We start from the raw sequence: 17065 nt of genomic DNA on the forward strand, positions 1-17065 counted from the left end.
CGTTAAGCTAAGGTGTTGATGAAAAAATAACCAGCAGATTTTGCAGGATTTGCCTGTACCGGCGTCATCGCGGGTTCACCCGCAAAGCGGCCGGTACAGGTTCAGTCAGCCTCGGCCGACGTCCCTTGAGGCGTCGACTGCACCTCAGTCCCGCGCCAGCGCCGCACCGACTTCTGGAAAAACTGGCTGTTCGGTACCTGCACCAGCGCCCCACCCGCCTCGGGCATTTCCAGCAGGGTGGTGAACAGCAGGTTGATGGCAATAACCCGGCCCTTTACCCCCGGTTTGTCCAGGGTGTCGACCAGTTCGACCACGTCGCCGATGCGAAACGGCCCGACCGTGAAGATCAGCACCGCGCACAGCAGGTTGGACAGTACGCTCCAGATGGCGAAGAAGGCCACCGCCGCCACCGCGACGAAGCCGGACAATGCCGTCCACAGCACGGTCGCCGATACGCCCAACCGCTCCAGCACGAACAGCAGCGCGCTGCCCATGATCAGCCAGCGCAGGCCGCCGCGCACCGGCACCAGCAACTCCGGCGGCAATGGATAACGCTGGCCCAGGCGGCTCAGCCCGCGGGCAATGATGCGTTGCAGGACGAACGCCGCCACCAGGATCAACAGAATCTGCAGGCCCAGCCAGAAGGTGTCCATCCATTGCCCTGGCAGCAGCGAACGCAGTTCTTCCATCAGGACAGTGCCTCGAGCTCGGCCTGCATGCTTTCAAGGGTTTCCAGCGCTTCCATCCAGGCCTCTTCCAGTTCGCCTTCGCGCTGCTTGAGCCTGGTCTGGCGCGCCAGCAGGTCGCGCAGCTCATCCTTGCGCGCGGCGTCGTAGAGGCCACCATCACCCAGCGCGGTTTCGATCTCGGCCAGTTGCGCGTGCACCTGGTTGAGCTCGGTCTCGAGCTTGTCGGCGGCCTTCTTGTGCGGGGCCAGTTGCTGACGCAGTGCGGCGGCGGCCTGACGCTGGGCTTTCTTGTCGGTCTTGTCCGGGTTGACCGGGGCATTGCTGGCCGGCGCGCTGCGCTGGCGGAATTCGACCAGCCAGCGGCTGTAGTCGTCGAGGTCGCCGTCGAAGGTTTCAACCTTGCCGTCGGCCACCAGCAGGAAGTCGTCGGTGGTGCTCTTGAGCAGGTGACGGTCGTGGGACACCACCACCACAGCACCGGCGAACTCCTGCAGGGCCATGGTCAGCGCCAGGCGCATTTCCAAGTCGAGGTGGTTGGTCGGTTCGTCAAGCAGCAGCAGGTTTGGCCGCTCCCAGGCGATCAGCGCCAGCGCCAGGCGGGCCTTTTCGCCACCAGAGAAATTCACCACCGGCTCGTCGACACGGTCGCCATGGAAGTCGAAACCGCCAAGGAAATCGCGCAGGGTCTGTTCGCGTTCGGCAGGGGCGATGCGCTGCAGGTGCAGCAGCGGGCTGGCCTTGTCGTCCAGCGAGTCCAGCTGATGCTGGGCGAAGTAACCTACAGCAAGGTTTTCGCCCCGTACCAGGCGGCCGGACAGCGGCTCGAGCTCGCCTGCGAGGTTCTTGATCAAGGTCGACTTGCCGGCACCGTTGGGGCCGAGCAGGCCAATGCGTGCCCCTGGAGTGAGCTGCAGCTTGACCTTGTCGAGAATGGCCTTGTCACCGTAGCCCAGGCGGCCTTCGGACAGGCTCAGCAGCGGGCTGGAAATCTTTTGCGACTCGCGGAACACAAAGTCGAACGGCGAATCGACGTGCGCCGCCGACAGCTCTTCCATGCGCTCCAGGGCCTTGATCCGGCTCTGGGCCTGGCGGGCCTTGGTGGCCTGGGCCTTGAAGCGGGCGATGTACTTTTCCATGTGCGCGCGCTGCGCCTGTTGCTTCTCGTAGGCCTGTTGCTGCTGCGCCAGGCGCTCGGCACGAGTGCGCTCGAAGGCGGTGTAGCCGCCCTTGTACAGGTTCAACTTGCGCTGCTCGACGTGCAGCACATGGTCGACCACGGCATCGAGGAAGTCACGGTCGTGGGATATCAGCAACAGCGTGCCGGGGTAGCCCTTGAGCCAGTCCTCGAGCCACAGGATCGCGTCCAGGTCGAGGTGGTTGGTGGGCTCGTCGAGCAACAGCAGGTCGGACGGGCACATCAGTGCCTGGGCCAGGTTCAGGCGCATCCGCCAGCCCCCGGAGAAGTCGCCGACGCGGCGGTCCATCTGCTCGTTGGTGAAGCCCAGGCCGGCCAGCAACTTGCGGGCACGTGCATCGGCGGTATAGCCGTCGGCGCTTTCCAGCTCACTGTGCAGGCGTGCCAGGGCGGTGCCATCGTGGGCCTGCTCTGCCGCAGCCAGCTCGGCCTGCACCTTGCGCAGGCGCGCATCACCGTCAAGCACATAGTCCACAGCCAGGCGGTCGAGCGTGTCGACCTCCTGGCGCATGTGGGCGATGCGCCAATCGCCGGGCAGTTGGCAATCGCCGGCATCGGGCGACAGCTCACCGCGCAGCAAGGCGAACAGGCTGGATTTTCCGGCGCCATTGGCGCCGATCAGGCCGGCCTTGTGACCGGCGTGCAGGGTCATCTCGGCGCCTTCTAGCAAGCGCTGCGGACCACGCTGTAAAGTGAGGTTGGATAGTCTGATCATGATGGTCGCGGAGTCTACCAGCTTCCTCGGCCCATAGCGCGAGTGGAACCATGCACACCGACCTGTGGAATTACGCCCTGGCGCTGTACGCCAGGCCCGGCGTGGAAGCGGCCTGCCTCGCCTTGCAGGCGCAGGGTGGCAATGTCTGCCTGTTGCTCTGCGCAGCCTGGCTGCAAGCGCATGGCGTGGCGGTGCTGGACGAACGCGCGCAGCGGCTGCGCGAGATTGCCGAGCCTTGGCAGCGCGACGTGGTCGCGCCGTTACGCTACCTGCGGCAACAGTGGCGTGCTGCAGCGCAGGGTGATGCGCAGTTGGCGGCGTTGCGGGATCAGGTGAAGCAGCTGGAGCTGCAGGCCGAGAAGGCCTTGCTGGAACGCTTGCAAGCGTGTGCACGACAGTGGCCCGCGGACGCCGATGTGCCCGCGGACGACTGGCTGGCCCGGCTGGCACCGGACCTGGCCCGCCGCCACGACGCGCTGGACCAGCTGCGCGTCGCGGCGACCGCGCTTCAGGATGCCGAAGACGGCGCCTGAGCCGAGGTACTGGCGGGTGCCGAAGGTGCTACCGACGCGGCAGGAGTGGCCGAGTTGGTCGCGCCGACCGGGCTGCTGGCGGCAGGCGTGGCCGGCTTGGTTTCGGCTGGCTTGCTGGCGGCAGGTTTGGCCGCTGCTGGCTTGGCCGCGGTACGGGCTGGTGCTTTTGCAGCTGCGGGTTTTGCGGCGGGCTTGGTAGCGGTGGCTCTGGCTGGTGCTGGCTTGGTAGCGGCGGTGGTCTTGGCCGCTGGCTTGGCTGCCGGTTTGGCCGCAGCAGCGGTTTTGGCGGCGGGCTTGGCTGCCGGTTTGGCCGCAACAGCGGCTTTGGCGGCGGGCTTGGCTGCCGGTTTGGCCGCAGCAGCGGCTTTGGCGGCGGGCTTGGCTGCCGGTTTGGCTGCAGCAGCGGCTTTGGCGGCGGGCTTGGCTGCCGGTTTGGCCGCAGCAGCAGCTTTGGCGGCGGGCTTGGCTGCCGGTTTGGCCGCAGCAGCGGCTTTGGCGGCGGGCTTGGCTGCCGGTTTGGCCGCAGCAGCAGCTTTGGCGGCGGGCTTGGCTGCCGGTTTGGCTGCAGCAGTTTTGGCTGCTGGCTTGGCTGCCGGTTTGGCCGTGGCAGTGGTTTTGGCGGCTGGCTTGGCCGCTGGTTTGGCAGCAGCAGTTTTGGCTGCTGGCTTGGCTGCGGTGGCCTTGGCTGCTGGCTTGGCTGCGGTGGCCTTGGCTGCTGGCTTGGCTGCGGTGGCCTTGGCCGCTGGCTTGGCAGCAGCGCGCTGGTCGAGGGCCTTGGCTGCGGCTTCGCGAACCTTGCCTACACCTTGAGCCAGCTTGAGGCTGTCCTGTGCATCGCGTTTGAGTTGCTGGATATAAGAACGGGTCTGGGTTTGACGTTCCTTCAGCGAATCGAGCAGTTCTTCAAGTTCACCAATGGCTTTATGCGCCTTGGTCTGTGCCTTGGCTTTACCTGCCTTGGCCGCGTCTTGCAGTTTCTGGCGACCGCCGTGCAGTTTTTCCTGAGCCTTGACACGCTGCTTTTCCAACTTGGCCAGCAATTTCTCCGCATCAGCCAGCGCTTGCGAGCAGGCATCCTCCAAGTGTTCGAGCAGGCTGCCCGAAAGTTGCTGGAGCAGGTGTAACGGCGTACTTACTGGCTTCTTCTTGGCCGACATGGTTTACCTCCTGGCTGATGAGATTGCGGCTCATACTATGCTTCTGCTGCTACCGCCGCTAGGGCATGTTGACAGTATTGTTTACGCCGCGTTGCATGCCTGGGCAAAGTTGTTATCTTGCAGCTCCGAGCAAGTGTAGTTGCTGAATAAATGATTGCAGATATTCGGCAACTATCTGAACTGCGCGGTGCCTTTGCAGGAGCAGCCCATCGCGACACAAGGCCGCTTCGACAAAGGCCTGCAAGCACGCACAATACAAAACTGAACACTGGCATAATTCCCCGCTCATTGGCGCAGGAACTGATCATGCCTCGATATCTGGTTTTAGGTTTATGCCTGCTGGCCCCTCTCGCCCTGGCCAACAGCGACGAACACGACCTGGCCTACAGCCTTGGCGCCAGCCTGGGCGAGCGATTGCGCCAGGAGATGCCGGGCCTGCAACTGGATGCACTGGTCGAAGGCCTGCGTGCGTCTTACCAAGGGCAACCGCTGAAGCTCGACAAGGCACGCATGCAGGCCGTGCTGCAGCAGCATGAAGCGCAGGAAGGCGATGCCGCCGAGCAGAAGCAGCAGGCTGCCGAGACACGCTTCATGGCCACCGAGCGCGGTCGTTATGGGGTGCACGAACTACCAGGCGGCCTGCTCTACAGCGAGCTGCAGGCAGGTACGGGCGCGCAGCCCAAAGCCGGCGGCAAGGTGCAGGTGCGTTATGTGGGCAGGCTGCCCGATGGCTCGGTATTCGACCAGAACCAGACACCCCAGTGGTTCAGCCTGGATTCGGTGATCGAAGGATGGCAGGCGGCGCTGCCGCAGATGCGCGCCGGCGCCAAATGGCGCCTGGTGATTCCGTCGGCGCAGGCCTATGGTGCCGAGGGTGCGGGTGACCTGATCGCACCCTACACCCCTCTGGTGTTCGAGATCGAACTGCTGGCGGTTGGTGATTGACCTCCGCCGTCAGGCCTCCACCGCGCCCTCTTCCTTGTGCGCGTTGTGCAGCACCTCGATCAGGCAGTCTTCGAGTTCGAAGCGCTCGTGCAGCAGGGCTCCCAGCTTGGTCAGCTTTTCGGCGAAGCGTTCGCTGTCCTTGCATTCACCCTTTTCGCAGTGGTCATTGAAAGCCAGCGCGATCTGGGTGATGTCGTTGATCCGCGGGTTGATCTCTTCGGCCAGTTTCAGCGCCTTCTCGTCGTCAAAAGCCTTGGCCTCGCTGACCAGCTGCTCGCAGACTTCGAAATGCCACGCCGAAACGTAGTCGACCAGAACCGCGCAGAAATCACGGTTTTTTTCCTTGTCGGCAAAGGTCGGCTTCACATCGCGCAAGGCGCGGAAAGCCTGCACCAGTTCCTGGCGCTCCTCCAGCCAGCGGTCGATCAGCTTGTGAACCCCACCCCAGCGTTCCTGAGCGTTCTGACAACTATCGAGCATGGCGATCTCTTCCCTTCTGGGTAGATGCCGCTGCACCTCGCACTACGACCGTGCAGCACAAAGGTGACATCAGCAGGACGGCATCGAGCAGTTGTGTTTTCGGTATGCGTGCTGCGAGATTATTCCCGCGCGTGCTGCCCATCAAGGTACGCAGCAGACAAAGTTCATACAAGCGTTTAATACCCTGTTACACCGCCATTGGTCGCACTACCGACCAAGCCTTGCGCCAGGTCAATTAACAGCCAGGGTGCGGAAACGATACGCCAGCAGGCAGCTCGCGGGCGGCACCGCCAGCAGCAGGAAGGCCAACAGGCTCCACTCGGGCAGCGTCAGGTCGAGAAAACTCCAGGTCAGCGCGTTGCATTCAGGGCCACCGAGTAACAGTTGCCGCGCCGCTTCGCTCCAGGATTGCTCGAATACCCGCCCGATCGGCACCGGACAGAGCGCAAAGGCACCGTCCGCCCCCTGCAACCAGACTTGCCTCGCGGCCAGCAACGCCCCGGCCAGCGAACAGCCCAGCGTCGCCCACGCATAACAGCGCACGCCCCGCGAACCCGGCGCCTGCACAGTGGCCGCGAGGCACAACAGTGCGTACAGGCCAAGCAACAGCCGTTGGCTGAAACACAGTGGACACGGCACCAGCCCTGGGGCGTTTTCCAGCTGAAAGGACGCAACCAGCACCGCCAGTGCGGCCAGGCAGGCGGGTAGGAAAAAGGTGCGCAAACGGGCCGGCAGCATGGGCGTTGAAGGTCCGGGGTGATGAAGTGGCTTGAAACGGTAGAGGAAAGACACGCTTTGTTTCAAGGCACGACAACAACGACAACTCGCTGAATCGCGAAGGAAATTTCCAGCAAGGTGGTAGGAAACGTCTGAAGATAGAGACTGCAGATCCAACCTGCGTCAATGGACAAGTTACCCGGCCCCATGGCCCGCACCTTGGCGCGGGCCATGGGTAGGTCAGGTGCGCACGCCTTCTGGCAATGGCAACGCCAGCAGACGTTCATCCAGCAGGCCGAGGCCCTCCTGGAACAGTTGGTTGCTGCGCTCGGTCTCACCGAGGCTGGCCAGCAACCGGGCCAGCTCGGCGCAGGCCTCCGGGTTGCGCTCCATGCGCAGGCTGCTTTCCAGGTAGTCGCGCGCCTTGCCCCACAAGCGGTTCTGCAAGCTCAGGCGCCCCAGGGTCAGCAGCAGGCTGGCGTCCTGCGGGTGGGCTTTGAGCCAGCCTTCGGCGGTTTGCAGCTGGCGCGCCGGGTCATCGCCGCGCACAAGGCCATACAGGCGAGCCAGGTGGCTTTCGTATTCACGCTTGAGGGCGGTGCGCAGCACTTGCTCGGCTTCGCTCTGGGCACCCACCTGGCGCAACTGTTCGGCGTAGGCCAGCACCAGCTGTGGTTCCTGGCGCTGGGCCGCGGTCAGTTGCTGCCAGGCACGCTCCAGGGCCTGACGTGCGCTTTGTGCGTCCTCGCCCCGGGTCGAGGCCAGGCTCAGGTTCTGCCCCCATGCGCGCTGCTCCAGGGCGGTCAGCTCGGCGGCCGGCAACACCCTGCCCTTACGCAGGTCTGGCAGCAGGCGGATCAGGGCCGACCAGTCCCCGCGCTCTTGATACAGACGCTGCAGCAGGCGCAACACCTGGTTGTTGTGCGGGTGGCGTTCCTGCATGGCCAGCAAGGTTTCCAGGGCGCCATCGCTTTCGCCACGGTCCATCTGCAACTGCGCATGGGTCAGGGCAATGGCCAGTTCCGCTTGCGGCTGGCGTTCCAGGGCACGTTCCAGCAGGTTGTCGCTGTCTTCGCTGCGACCCTGTTCGTTGGCGGCGCGCGCCGCACCGAGGTAGAACAGCAGCGGCTGGCGCTCGGCCTCGGCGGCACGGTGCAGATGGCGCTGGGCGCTGGCCCAGCGGCCCTCGGCAAGGTCCAGCTGGCCCTGTTCGATGGACAGCCGGATGCGCCGGCTGCGGTTGCGCCGCGACCATGGGTTGACCACACCGCTGGAGGTCAGCACCAGGCCGACCAGGTAGCGCAACAGCCACAGCAGCACGATCACCGCCAGCAAGCCGGCCAGGGCTGCCCACAGCCCGGACTGGTAGCGGAAACTGCCATACGAGATCAACACATAACCGCTGTGCTTGGCGACTGCGATACCCAGCGCAGCAGCGATCACGATCGCCAGCACGGCCAGCAGGTAGACACGCTTCATGGCTTGCCCCCTTCAGGCTCGGCCGGCAGGTGGCGGCGCTGGATATAGGCCTGCACTGCAGCCAGGCTTGCGCTCAGGTCGGGGGTAACCACCGAGACCGGTTGCTCTGCCAGGGCGTTGAGACTGTCGAGCATGGCCTTGCTTTGCGGGTTGTCGGCGTTGAAGTTGGCCAGCAGCACGCTGCGGGCATCATCCAGGGCCTGGGTGTAGACCTTGGCCTCGCCGTTCAGCGCCGCCCACTGCGCCTGCTCGATGGTCAGGCTCAGGGCCAGACGCAGCTGGTTCAGCTGCTGGCCGGCCAACAGTGGGCGCACGTTGTCATCGGCGTTGAAGTCGATCTGGAAGTACTTGGAGATCTCGGCCCACCATTGCGACAGGCGGCTGGCGCCGTCACCGTCGGAGGTCAATGCGCCAAGCGCATCGGCATTGCTGGCGAACTCAGGCGACTGGGCGCTGAGCTGCTGCACCAGTTCGCGCTGCGCAGCCAGCTTCAGGAACAGCCCGGTGCGGTCCGGTTGCTGCGTACTGTTGAGCGTGGCCAGGCTACGCGCCAGCTGCTCGCGGGCGGCGAAAGCCCCCGGGTCGCTCTGTTCACGCAGAATTTCGTCGGCACCTTCGACCAGGGCCTTGGCGCTGGTGATGTCCTGCAGCGCCGACAGGCGCAGGGTGGCCAGGCGCAGCAAGTGCTCGGCCTCGGCCAGGCGCCATTCCTTGCGGCTTTCACCCAGCACGGTTTCCAGGCGTTGGCTGAGGCGTTGCTGGTCGCCTTGCAACTGCGCCACCAGGCGGCGGCGGTCTTCCAGTTCGCTGGCAGCCGGCAGGCTGGCCAGCTGCGCGCTGATCTGCTGCTCGCGCTGCTGCAGGGCCTCGGCGCGTTGGTTCAGCGCCTCGATGTGCTGGCCCTGGTTGAATTCGCTGCCTTGCAGTTGACGCACCTGCCAGACACCCCAGCCACCTACCGCGACCCCGGCCGCCCCCAGCAGCAGGGCCAGCGTTGCCAGACCACTGCCGGAGCGCTTGGCAGGTGGGGTAGTGACGGGTTCCGCCGGCGCCTGTGCCGACGGCTGATCGTTTTTGGACAAGACAGTCTCGCTCACGTATCCATCCTTTGCATGGGGGCGCACCGCGTTCAGCTTAGCGCCTTAGGAGGCAGGTGCAGCGCTGCGCTGCACGGCTGCCAGCAAGGCCGTGGCACTGGCGCCACGGCAATCCACAACCTGTTGGGCCCCGGCGGCCCTGGCCTGTTCGGCGACCCGCGGGCTGGGCACGAACAGCGGCAGGTGCGCCAGCCGTGGCCAGTCGGCACCGGCCATCTGCTGCAAGTGTTCAAGACCCTGCCCACTGCTGACCACCAGGCCATTGAGGCGTTCCGCTTCGATGCGGCGCATCAAGGTGCCTGGCGGGTAATCCGGCAGGCAACGACGATACAGTTCCAGATAATCGACACTAGCACCTTGCTCTGCAAGACGCTCTGCCAGCAGTTCGCGACCTCCAACCCCACGCACGATCAAGATGCGCGGCGCCGGCACGGCTACCGCCTGGCGCAGGGCTGGCAGGGCCAGCAAGGCTTCACTGTCGTCGCCACTCGGCGGGACACTCACTGCCAGGCCCGCCGCCTGCAGCACCGCCGCGGTGGCCTCGCCCACGCTGAACCAGCCTTGCCGAGGCGGTTGCAGGCCGGCCTGGGCCAGTTGTTCGAGCAACAGCCTGGCAGCCGGCTTGCTGACCACGATGATGGCCTGGAAGCCCGACAGGCCCGCCAGCACCTGGCGCTGCCGGTTATCCACAGCAACGGGCTCGATCGCCAGCAACGGCAGGCAGCTACTGCCCACCCCCGCCGCTGCCAGGCTTTGCGCCAGCGCTGCGCAATCCTCGGCTGGCCGGGTCAGCAACAGGCGCCAGGGGCTCACGGGTGGCCGGCCTCGCCGTAGACTTCCTTGAGGATGGCCTCGGCGCCCTGCCCCAGCAGGTCTTCGGCGACCTGCACGCCCAGCGTCTCGGCGCTGCCACGGGGGGCGCGGGATTCAGCCACCAGCAGGGTGCCGCCGCTGGGCTGGCCGACCAGGCCGCGCAGCCATAACTGGTCACCTTCCAGCACCGCATAGCAGGCGATCGGCACCTGGCAGCCGCCATTGAGACGTTTGTTCAGGGCGCGTTCGGCCACCACCCGGTCGGCAGTGTCAAGGTGGTGCAGCGGAGCCAGCAGCGCGTGGATTTCGTGGTCGGCGCTGCGGCATTCGATGCCCACTGCACCCTGGCCCCCCGCCGGCAGGCTGTCCTCGACGCTGATGGTGGAGGTGATGCGGTCTTCGAAGCCCAGGCGGATCAGGCCGGCAGCGGCGAGGATGATCGCGTCGTACTCGCCGGCATCCAGCTTGGCCAGGCGGGTGTTGACGTTGCCGCGCAGGAAACGGATCTGCAAGTCGGGGCGGCGCGCCAGCAACTGCGCCTGGCGGCGCAGGCTGGAAGTGCCGACGATGCTGCCGGCCGGCAGTGCCTCGAGGCTGGCGAAGCGGTTGGAGACGAAGGCATCGCGCGGGTCTTCGCGTTCGCAGATGCAGTACAGGCCCAGGCCTTCGGGGAAGTCCATGGGCACGTCCTTCATCGAATGCACGGCGATGTCGGCTTCGTTGTCCAGCAGGGCGGTTTCCAGTTCCTTGACGAACAGCCCCTTGCCGCCGATCTTCGCCAGCGGCGCATCGAGCAGCTTGTCACCGCGGCTGACCATGGGCACCAGGGTCACCAGCAGACCGGGGTGAGCCTGCTCGAGGCGGGCTTTGACGTATTCGGCCTGCCACAGGGCCAAGGCACTTTTACGGGTGGCGATGCGGATTTCGCGAGTGGACATGAAACGCCCCGATCCAGAGAAATGCTGCCGATGATAACAGCATCGCCGCTATCGCTAGCAGATGTGGATCAGTCCAGGGCCTGTTCGCGGCTGATGCCGCCCCCACAGGGTACAGTGCCGCACGACAGGGCAATGCAGAACCTGTGGTAGCGGCTGCAGCCGCGAACAAGGGCGCGGCCAGGGCCACGCGGGTGTGGTATTCAGAGGGTCTGCATCATCTTGCGCACGCCGGCCACATGGCGCCGGCTGACGGTCAGGGCATCGCCGTCCAGGCCCTTCAGGTACAGCTGGAAATGCCCCAGCGGGGTGCGCTGCAGGCGTTCGATACGTTCGCGGGCGACCAGCGCGTTGCGGTGGATACGCACGAAGCGTTCACCAAATTCGTCCTCCAGGGCCTTGAGCGGCTCGTCGAGCAGCACTTCCCCAGCTTCATGGCGCAACGTCACGTACTTGTGGTCGGCAATGAAATAGATCACCTGGGGCAACGGGATCAGCTCGATGCCTTTACGGGTGCGGGCACTGATGTGGCTGCGCGGCCCGCCACCTTCATGGCCCGGCCGGGTGAGCGCGGCCAACTGGGCGCGATTGGGTTTTTCGGCCTTGCGCAAGGCGTCACGCAGCGCCTGGGCCTGGAAAGGCTTGGTCACATGGCTGAGGGCGCTGTCCTTGAATGCCTCGGCACCGTATTCATCGTCCCCGGTGCAAAACACCACCGCCGGCGGCGCCTCGCGTTCGCACAAGCGAGCAGCGACCTGCAGGCCGTCCAGGCCTGGCATGCCGATGTCCAGCAAGACCACGTCGGGCTTGAGGCTGTCGATCAGCGCCAGGGCCTCCTCGCCGTTGGTGGCGCTAGGCTCCAGCACGGTGTATCCCTCCAGTTCGCCGAGCAGCCGGCTGAGGCGTTCACGGCCTTGGGGTTCGTCATCAACGATCAGGACATTCATAATTGCGCTGGATTCCTGAATGAGTCTCGCACAGGTATAGCGTAGACAGGTGTGGTTCGAGCGACACTGCGGTCAGGCTCTAGACCGGTGCGATGGCCAAAGATTCATTCGGCAGGCAGATTCACTGCCAGTCCTCTGTCCAACTGTAGACGGTCCGTGGAACACTGCCGTTCATTCCATGAAATCGTTGTCCGCAGTTTTCCGGCATTTCTCACGACCAGCGCCCTGCGGCGCCCGGCACAACCCTGCTATCATCCGCGCCACTTCCTTCGTTCACGCCTGCAATGAGTGAATCCATGAGCACCGACAAGACCAATCAGTCCTGGGGCGGCCGCTTCAGTGAGCCCGTCGACGCCTTCGTCGCCCGTTTCACCGCCTCGGTCGATTTCGACAAGCGCCTGTACCGCCACGACATCATGGGTTCGATCGCCCATGCCACCATGCTGGCGCAGGTCGGCGTGCTCAGCGATGCCGAGCGCGACACCATCATCGATGGCCTGAAGACCATCCAGGGTGAGATCGAAGCCGGCACCTTCGACTGGCGCGTCGACCTCGAAGACGTGCACATGAACATCGAGGCACGCCTGACCGACCGCATCGGCATCACCGGCAAGAAGCTGCACACCGGCCGTAGCCGCAACGACCAGGTGGCCACCGACATCCGCCTGTGGCTGCGTGACGAGATCGACCTGATCCTCGCCGAGATCACCCGCCTGCAGAAGGGTCTGCTGGAACAGGCCGAGCGTGAAGCCGAAACCATCATGCCCGGGTTCACCCACCTGCAGACGGCACAACCGGTAACCTTCGGCCATCACCTGCTGGCCTGGTTCGAAATGCTCAGCCGCGACTACGAGCGCCTGGTCGACTGCCGCAAGCGTGCCAACCGCATGCCGCTGGGCAGCGCCGCGCTGGCTGGCACCACCTACCCAATCGACCGTGAACTGACCTGCAAGCTGCTGGGCTTCGAAGCCGTGGCCGGCAACTCGCTGGACGGCGTCTCGGACCGGGACTTCGCCATCGAATTCTGTGCAGCTGCCAGCGTGGCGATGATGCACCTGTCGCGCTTCTCCGAAGAGCTGGTGCTGTGGACCAGTGCGCAATTCCAGTTCATCGACCTGCCGGACCGCTTCTGCACCGGCAGCTCGATCATGCCGCAGAAAAAGAACCCCGACGTGCCGGAACTGGTACGCGGCAAGAGCGGCCGTGTGTTCGGCGCCCTGACCGGCCTGCTGACCCTGATGAAAGGCCAGCCGCTGGCCTACAACAAGGACAACCAGGAAGACAAGGAGCCACTGTTCGACGCCGCCGACACCCTGCGCGACTCGCTGCGTGCCTTTGCCGACATGATCCCGGCGATCAAGCCCAAGCACGCCATCATGCGTGAAGCGGCCCTGCGCGGTTTCTCCACCGCCACCGACCTGGCCGACTACCTGGTACGCCGTGGCCTGCCGTTCCGTGATTGCCACGAGATCGTTGGCCATGCAGTGAAATATGGCGTGGACACCGGCAAGGACCTGGCCGAGATGAGCCTGGACGAACTGCGCCAGTTCAGCGACCAGATCGAGCAGGACGTGTTTGCCGTACTGACCCTGGAAGGCTCGGTGAACGCCCGTAACCACATTGGTGGCACCGCACCGGCGCAGGTGCGTGCGGCAGTGGCTCGCGGCAAGGCGCTGCTGGCTTCGCGTTAAGCCTGGACTTGGGGCCGCTGTGCGGCCCATTGCGACACCAGGCCGCTCCTGCAGGGGTTCGTGTACCCTCTGCAGGAGCGGCCTGGTGTTGCCATGGGCTGTGAAGCAGCATCTGGCTTCTAGCGCTTGCCGCTGCGAATCATCTCCATGAAGGCCGGCATCGCCGCCTCCTTGTCCGCCACGATCCGCGCCATGTGCGGGTTGTCGCCCATCAGCTGCAGCAACGCCCTGGCATGTGGGAAGTCTTCCAGGAAGTCGATGTTCAGCACTTTCTTGCCCACCGCGCAGGCCAGGTCCACCGAGAAGCAGAACATCAGGTCTGCCAGCGTCAGTTGCTCGCCCGCCACATAGGGTGCAAAGCGGCCGTTGCGCTTGAGCGTGGCAAACCCGGCCAGCAGGTCGGCACGCGCCCTTTCCTTGATCAGCGGCTCCACCGACATGCCAAAGAACGATTCGGCGTAGCAGGTACGCGCCGGCAGCTCGATGTACAGCTCGATTTCCTTGAGCAGCTCGCGCACCTTGGCCTGCCCGAACGGGTCGGCCGGCAGCAGCGCCTTGCCGCCCTGGGTCTGCTCGATATAGTCGAGGATCACATTGGTTTCGCTGAGGAAGCCATGTTCGGTCTGCAACACCGGCACCTTGCCCCGTGGGCTCACTTCCAGCGCCTGCGGCGCCTGGCCGCCATAGAAGGTGACCTCCTCGAAGGGCAGGCCTTTTTCCAGCAGGGCCAGCTTGACCATGTTGTAGTAGTTGCTGACCGCGAATCCATGAAGCTTGAGCATGAGGTAACAGCCTCCAGGCCGTAAGGGGTTGGCCTGGCTTTTATAGACCGATCTCCAGCCCCTTGACCAGTGTCATGCGCCCCGTCAATGCCCGGGCATTGCCGTCACAGGCGTGGCACACTGTGCCTCCCATCACAGGAGTACCGCCATGAGCGAGCCCACCGACATCGACAATGACGACGACGAAGCCTTCGCCGAGGCGACGCTGACCCAGGCCATCGAAAACCAGATCGAAAGCGGCGAGCCGCCTGCGGCCAAGGCCACCTTCAACAAGCTGACCCTGGTCGGCTATGCGCGCGAAGACATTCTCAACCTGATGGCCCATGTGCTGGCCTTCGAGATCGACAACATGCTGGTGGAAGACCGGGCGTTCGACAGCGAGTGGTATGAAAGCGCGTTGCGGGCACTGCCGGAGTTGCCGCCTGAGATGGATCAAGGCGACGACGAATAACCCGTCTACACTCCAGGATCAGGCACCGTCAACGGTGCCGCCATCCTTGTCTGGAAGTCAGGAGTCGCCATGTCCTTCACCCCCGATCTGATCGCCGAACTGGAAGTGCTCGCGCTGTTCAAGCATGACAGCAGCCAGGAAGGCATCAAGATTCACAAGAACGCCTCGCCTGCCCTGGTTGCCGCTGCGCAACGCCTGTATGAAAAGGGGCTGACCGATCAACCTGATGGCGGCTACCTGACCAGCCTGGGTCATGACGCCGTTGAAAGTGTGCAACTGTTGCAGAACATCCTCAAGGCGCCACAGCCGGCCTGAGCCAGGATTGCACGGGGCCGCGCTGCGGCCCCAATCAGTTAGCCACCGCCCTGCGCTTTTCGGCCAGGCGTGAGCGCCTGTACAGGAACACAACGGCCAGCAAGGCCACGGCCTGCGCCGACAGCGAGTAGGCATCGGCGTGGATCCCCAGCCAATCGAACTCGAAGAACGCCACTGGCCGGGTACCCAGCACCCCGGCTTCCTGCAGCGCCTTCACGCCATGCCCGGCAAATACCACCGACAGGGCACACAGCAGCCCGGCGTTGATGCTGAAGAACAGCGACAACGGCAGCTTGGCCGAACCCCGCAGGATCACCCAGGCCAGGCCCACCAGCAACACCAGCGCCGTGGCGCCACCCGCCAGCACCGCCTGGTGCCCGCCGGGGCCTGCCTGCAGCCACAGGGTCTCGTAGAACAGGATCACTTCGAACAGTTCGCGGTACACCGAGAAGAAAGCCAGCACGGCAAAACCGAAGCGCCCGCCGCCACTGACCAGGCTGCTCTTGATGTAGTCCTGCCAGGCGGCGGCGTGGCGGCGATCGTGCATCCACACGCCAAGCCACAGCACCATCACCGCAGCGAACAGCGCCGTGCAGCCTTCCAGCAGCTCACGCTGGGCGCCGCCGACGTCGATCACATAGGCGGCCAAGGCCCAGGTGGCGAAGCCGGCCACCAGCGCCAGGCCCCAGCCCATGTTGACGCTGCGCACCGCCGACTGCTGGCCGGTGTTGCGCAGGAAGGCCAGGATCGCCGCCAGGACCAGGATCGCCTCCAGGCCTTCGCGCAGCAAAATCAACAACCCGGAGACGAAGCTCAACGACCAGCTCAAGCCATCGCTGCCCAGCAGCTTGGCCGCCTGTTCGAGCTTGGCCTTGGCTTCGCCCAAGCGTAGTTCGGCCTGGGCGACAGGCGAGCCGTCCTGCAATGCCTGGCGGTAGGCCATCAGGGATTTTTCGGTGTCCTTGCGCGCCTGGGTATCGATGTTGTCCAGTGAGCTTTCCACCAGCTCGAAGCCTTCCAGGTAGGCGGCCACCGACAGGTCATAGGCCTGGTCGTGGTCACCTGCACGGTAGGCAGCCAGGCTCTTGTCGAGGGTACTGGCGGTGTACGCGAGCAATTGCGCCGGGCCTCGCTTGACCTGGGGTGGCTGCGCGCGCTGGGCGCGGAACGCTTCGACAGCGGCATTGCCTTCGTTGGCGGCAACTTCGGCCGGGGTCTGGCGGGCCAGGTCGGCAATGTTCCAGGTCTTGTCGCCTTGGCCGGCTTCCGGCTTGGCGGTGAAGCTGGCGATATAGGCGGCCACGTCCCAGCGCTGGCGATCATCCAGCTGGTCGGCGAACGATGGCATCTCGGTGCCGTCGATACCCAGGGCCAGGGTGTTATAGAGGTCGAACAGGCTCAACTGGTCGAGGCGCGCGACATCGCGCAGGTTGGCGGGCGCCGGCTCCAGGCCCACGCCAGCCGGGCCGTCGCCAGCGCCAGTGTCACCGTGGCAGATCGAGCAATTTTGCGCGTACAGCGCCGCGCCACGGGCTGGGTCCGGGGTAATCACCGGGGCCTGGCTGACCTCGTAGGCCACCGCCAGACGTGCGCCCAACTGACGGGCCTGCCTGGCTACCGCTGTACCATCCTGGCGTTGATCGATGGCTTGGCGCAGCGCCTGCACGCCCTGTTCCAGGGCCGCTTGCTCGGCGTGTGCAGGCAGGCCTTTGACCAGGTCGGCCAGCACCGTGCTGAATTCCTGCTGTTCGCGGTATTCGCCGTCGTCGATGACCTTGCCGCTTGCCACGGTCGGCGGGTAGTCGGCACCAATGTAGTCCAGCAAATGCAGGGCCTTGGCGGCTTCAGCGGGCGCTTCGGCCTGCGCCAGGGTGCTGCACAGCGCCAGCACCGGGCCTAGCAGGAAAGCCGGCAACCAGGCGAGCAGACGGGAACGGGTTTTCATGGCCAGTCTCGGTGGGAATGCGAAAGAGAACATTGTTCACTTCCACTTTGCTTCGCTCAAGGGTGCTGGGCGGATTTCATGAAAAATCTTGCTACAAATCAGATGAAATGAGGGAAGGGTAATACGGCTGGGCAGTGCTGTGGGTTCGTGAGGCGACTGCCTTGGCATTCTTGGCGCCC

Annotated in this window: 17 protein-coding genes; 5 read left to right on the top strand and 12 right to left on the bottom strand. The window is 64.8% G+C overall.

From position 1 onward, the window contains the following. Positions 1-101 precede the first annotated feature (101 nt). Together ACLEJP_RS07695 and ACLEJP_RS07700 are read right to left on the bottom strand one after the other, a co-directional pair. The gene (locus tag ACLEJP_RS07695) at positions 102-689 is read right to left on the bottom strand and encodes a mechanosensitive ion channel family protein (protein ID WP_225779961.1); all 588 of its coding nucleotides are present in this window, start codon (positions 687-689) and stop codon (positions 102-104) included. After that, entirely contained in the window at positions 689-2599 is a 1911-nt protein-coding gene (locus ACLEJP_RS07700; protein WP_440805253.1) for an ATP-binding cassette domain-containing protein, read from the bottom strand. Before ACLEJP_RS07700 ends, ACLEJP_RS07695 begins: the two co-directional genes overlap by 1 nt. 50 nt (positions 2600-2649) lie before the next feature. Here ACLEJP_RS07700 and ACLEJP_RS07705 point away from each other — a divergent pair, with 50 nt between their 5' ends. After that, the gene (locus ACLEJP_RS07705) at positions 2650-3132 is read left to right on the top strand and encodes a TIGR02444 family protein (protein ID WP_440805256.1); all 483 of its coding nucleotides are present in this window, start codon (positions 2650-2652) and stop codon (positions 3130-3132) included. Here the strand turns inward: ACLEJP_RS07705 and ACLEJP_RS07710 are convergent. Continuing rightward, positions 3108-4289 carry an AlgP family protein gene (locus tag ACLEJP_RS07710; RefSeq protein WP_440805259.1) on the bottom strand — a complete coding sequence of 394 codons (1182 nt, stop codon included), beginning with the start codon at positions 4287-4289 and terminating at the stop codon, positions 3108-3110. The genes ACLEJP_RS07705 and ACLEJP_RS07710 overlap by 25 nt on opposite strands. Before the next feature lie 306 nt (positions 4290-4595). Between ACLEJP_RS07710 and ACLEJP_RS07715 the strand changes: the two genes are divergently transcribed. Next, positions 4596-5234: an FKBP-type peptidyl-prolyl cis-trans isomerase gene (locus tag ACLEJP_RS07715; RefSeq protein WP_440805262.1), complete on the top strand. Its 639-nt coding sequence runs from the start codon at positions 4596-4598 to the stop codon at positions 5232-5234. Between the two features lie 9 nt (positions 5235-5243). On the opposite strand, the gene rsd is transcribed toward ACLEJP_RS07715, so the two are convergent. From rsd to ACLEJP_RS07750, 7 genes are all read right to left on the bottom strand, one after another. Then, entirely contained in the window at positions 5244-5714 is a 471-nt protein-coding gene (gene rsd / locus ACLEJP_RS07720) for a sigma D regulator (protein ID WP_225779956.1), read from the bottom strand. 231 nt (positions 5715-5945) lie between these two features. Continuing rightward, complete coding sequence (locus ACLEJP_RS07725; protein ID WP_440805265.1) at positions 5946-6452, bottom strand: disulfide bond formation protein B; 507 nt, start codon at positions 6450-6452, stop codon at positions 5946-5948. Positions 6453-6671: 219 nt separating this feature from the next. Continuing rightward, the gene (locus ACLEJP_RS07730; RefSeq protein WP_440805267.1) at positions 6672-7910 is read right to left on the bottom strand and encodes a heme biosynthesis protein HemY; all 1239 of its coding nucleotides are present in this window, start codon (positions 7908-7910) and stop codon (positions 6672-6674) included. Beyond that, positions 7907-9007: a uroporphyrinogen-III C-methyltransferase gene (locus ACLEJP_RS07735; RefSeq protein ID WP_440805270.1), complete on the bottom strand. Its 1101-nt coding sequence runs from the start codon at positions 9005-9007 to the stop codon at positions 7907-7909. The genes ACLEJP_RS07730 and ACLEJP_RS07735 overlap by 4 nt, the downstream gene beginning before the upstream one ends. Positions 9008-9052: 45 nt before the next feature. Then, the gene (locus tag ACLEJP_RS07740) at positions 9053-9820 is read right to left on the bottom strand and encodes a uroporphyrinogen-III synthase (RefSeq protein ID WP_440805273.1); all 768 of its coding nucleotides are present in this window, start codon (positions 9818-9820) and stop codon (positions 9053-9055) included. Beyond that, the gene (gene hemC / locus ACLEJP_RS07745; protein ID WP_440805276.1) at positions 9817-10758 is read right to left on the bottom strand and encodes a hydroxymethylbilane synthase; all 942 of its coding nucleotides are present in this window, start codon (positions 10756-10758) and stop codon (positions 9817-9819) included. Before hemC ends, ACLEJP_RS07740 begins: the two co-directional genes overlap by 4 nt. A 200-nt stretch (positions 10759-10958) precedes the next feature. Next, positions 10959-11702, bottom strand: coding sequence for a LytR/AlgR family response regulator transcription factor (locus ACLEJP_RS07750; RefSeq protein WP_289131599.1), 744 nt, complete (start codon positions 11700-11702; stop codon positions 10959-10961). A 296-nt stretch (positions 11703-11998) separates the two neighbouring features. Here ACLEJP_RS07750 and argH point away from each other — a divergent pair, with 296 nt between their 5' ends. After that, positions 11999-13393 (top strand): argininosuccinate lyase, encoded by a 1395-nt coding sequence (gene argH / locus ACLEJP_RS07755; RefSeq protein WP_440805280.1) that lies wholly within the window; start codon positions 11999-12001, stop codon positions 13391-13393. 119 nt (positions 13394-13512) lie between these two features. On the opposite strand, the gene ACLEJP_RS07760 is transcribed toward argH, so the two are convergent. After that, positions 13513-14175, bottom strand: a complete 663-nt coding sequence (locus ACLEJP_RS07760) for a glutathione S-transferase (RefSeq protein WP_440805283.1) — start codon at positions 14173-14175, stop codon at positions 13513-13515. Positions 14176-14323: 148 nt separating this feature from the next. Here ACLEJP_RS07760 and ACLEJP_RS07765 point away from each other — a divergent pair, with 148 nt between their 5' ends. Both ACLEJP_RS07765 and ACLEJP_RS07770 read left to right on the top strand, forming a co-directional pair. Continuing rightward, complete coding sequence (locus ACLEJP_RS07765) at positions 14324-14626, top strand: hypothetical protein (RefSeq protein WP_186687761.1); 303 nt, start codon at positions 14324-14326, stop codon at positions 14624-14626. A gap of 69 nt (positions 14627-14695) precedes the next feature. Then, entirely contained in the window at positions 14696-14941 is a 246-nt protein-coding gene (locus tag ACLEJP_RS07770) for a TIGR02647 family protein (RefSeq protein ID WP_289131597.1), read from the top strand. A 34-nt stretch (positions 14942-14975) separates the two neighbouring features. Here the strand turns inward: ACLEJP_RS07770 and ACLEJP_RS07775 are convergent, their stop codons facing one another. After that, positions 14976-16919 (bottom strand): FTR1 family protein, encoded by a 1944-nt coding sequence (locus tag ACLEJP_RS07775; protein ID WP_440805286.1) that lies wholly within the window; start codon positions 16917-16919, stop codon positions 14976-14978. Positions 16920-17065 lie beyond the last annotated feature (146 nt).

This window comes from Pseudomonas sp. SMV7 (assembly GCF_052041995.1).
In the GTDB taxonomy this organism is placed as follows: domain Bacteria; phylum Pseudomonadota; class Gammaproteobacteria; order Pseudomonadales; family Pseudomonadaceae; genus Aquipseudomonas.

Bases quoted from the DNA above. Each gene is read 5' to 3' on its own strand.
- ACLEJP_RS07695 (WP_225779961.1), bottom strand. From the start codon at position 689: ATGGAAGAACTGCGTTCGCTGCTGCCAGGGCAATGGATGGACACCTTC.
- ACLEJP_RS07700 (WP_440805253.1), bottom strand. From the start codon at position 2,599: ATGATCAGACTATCCAACCTCACTTTACAGCGTGGTCCGCAGCGCTTG.
- ACLEJP_RS07705 (WP_440805256.1), top strand. From the start codon at position 2,650: ATGCACACCGACCTGTGGAATTACGCCCTGGCGCTGTACGCCAGGCCC.
- ACLEJP_RS07710 (WP_440805259.1), bottom strand. From the start codon at position 4,289: ATGTCGGCCAAGAAGAAGCCAGTAAGTACGCCGTTACACCTGCTCCAG.
- ACLEJP_RS07715 (WP_440805262.1), top strand. From the start codon at position 4,596: ATGCCTCGATATCTGGTTTTAGGTTTATGCCTGCTGGCCCCTCTCGCC.
- rsd (WP_225779956.1), bottom strand. From the start codon at position 5,714: ATGCTCGATAGTTGTCAGAACGCTCAGGAACGCTGGGGTGGGGTTCAC.
- ACLEJP_RS07725 (WP_440805265.1), bottom strand. From the start codon at position 6,452: ATGCTGCCGGCCCGTTTGCGCACCTTTTTCCTACCCGCCTGCCTGGCC.
- ACLEJP_RS07730 (WP_440805267.1), bottom strand. From the start codon at position 7,910: ATGAAGCGTGTCTACCTGCTGGCCGTGCTGGCGATCGTGATCGCTGCT.
- hemC (WP_440805276.1), bottom strand. From the start codon at position 10,758: ATGTCCACTCGCGAAATCCGCATCGCCACCCGTAAAAGTGCCTTGGCC.
- ACLEJP_RS07750 (WP_289131599.1), bottom strand. From the start codon at position 11,702: ATGAATGTCCTGATCGTTGATGACGAACCCCAAGGCCGTGAACGCCTC.
- argH (WP_440805280.1), top strand. From the start codon at position 11,999: ATGAGCACCGACAAGACCAATCAGTCCTGGGGCGGCCGCTTCAGTGAG.
- ACLEJP_RS07760 (WP_440805283.1), bottom strand. From the start codon at position 14,175: ATGCTCAAGCTTCATGGATTCGCGGTCAGCAACTACTACAACATGGTC.
- ACLEJP_RS07765 (WP_186687761.1), top strand. From the start codon at position 14,324: ATGAGCGAGCCCACCGACATCGACAATGACGACGACGAAGCCTTCGCC.
- ACLEJP_RS07770 (WP_289131597.1), top strand. From the start codon at position 14,696: ATGTCCTTCACCCCCGATCTGATCGCCGAACTGGAAGTGCTCGCGCTG.
- ACLEJP_RS07775 (WP_440805286.1), bottom strand. From the start codon at position 16,919: ATGTTCTCTTTCGCATTCCCACCGAGACTGGCCATGAAAACCCGTTCC.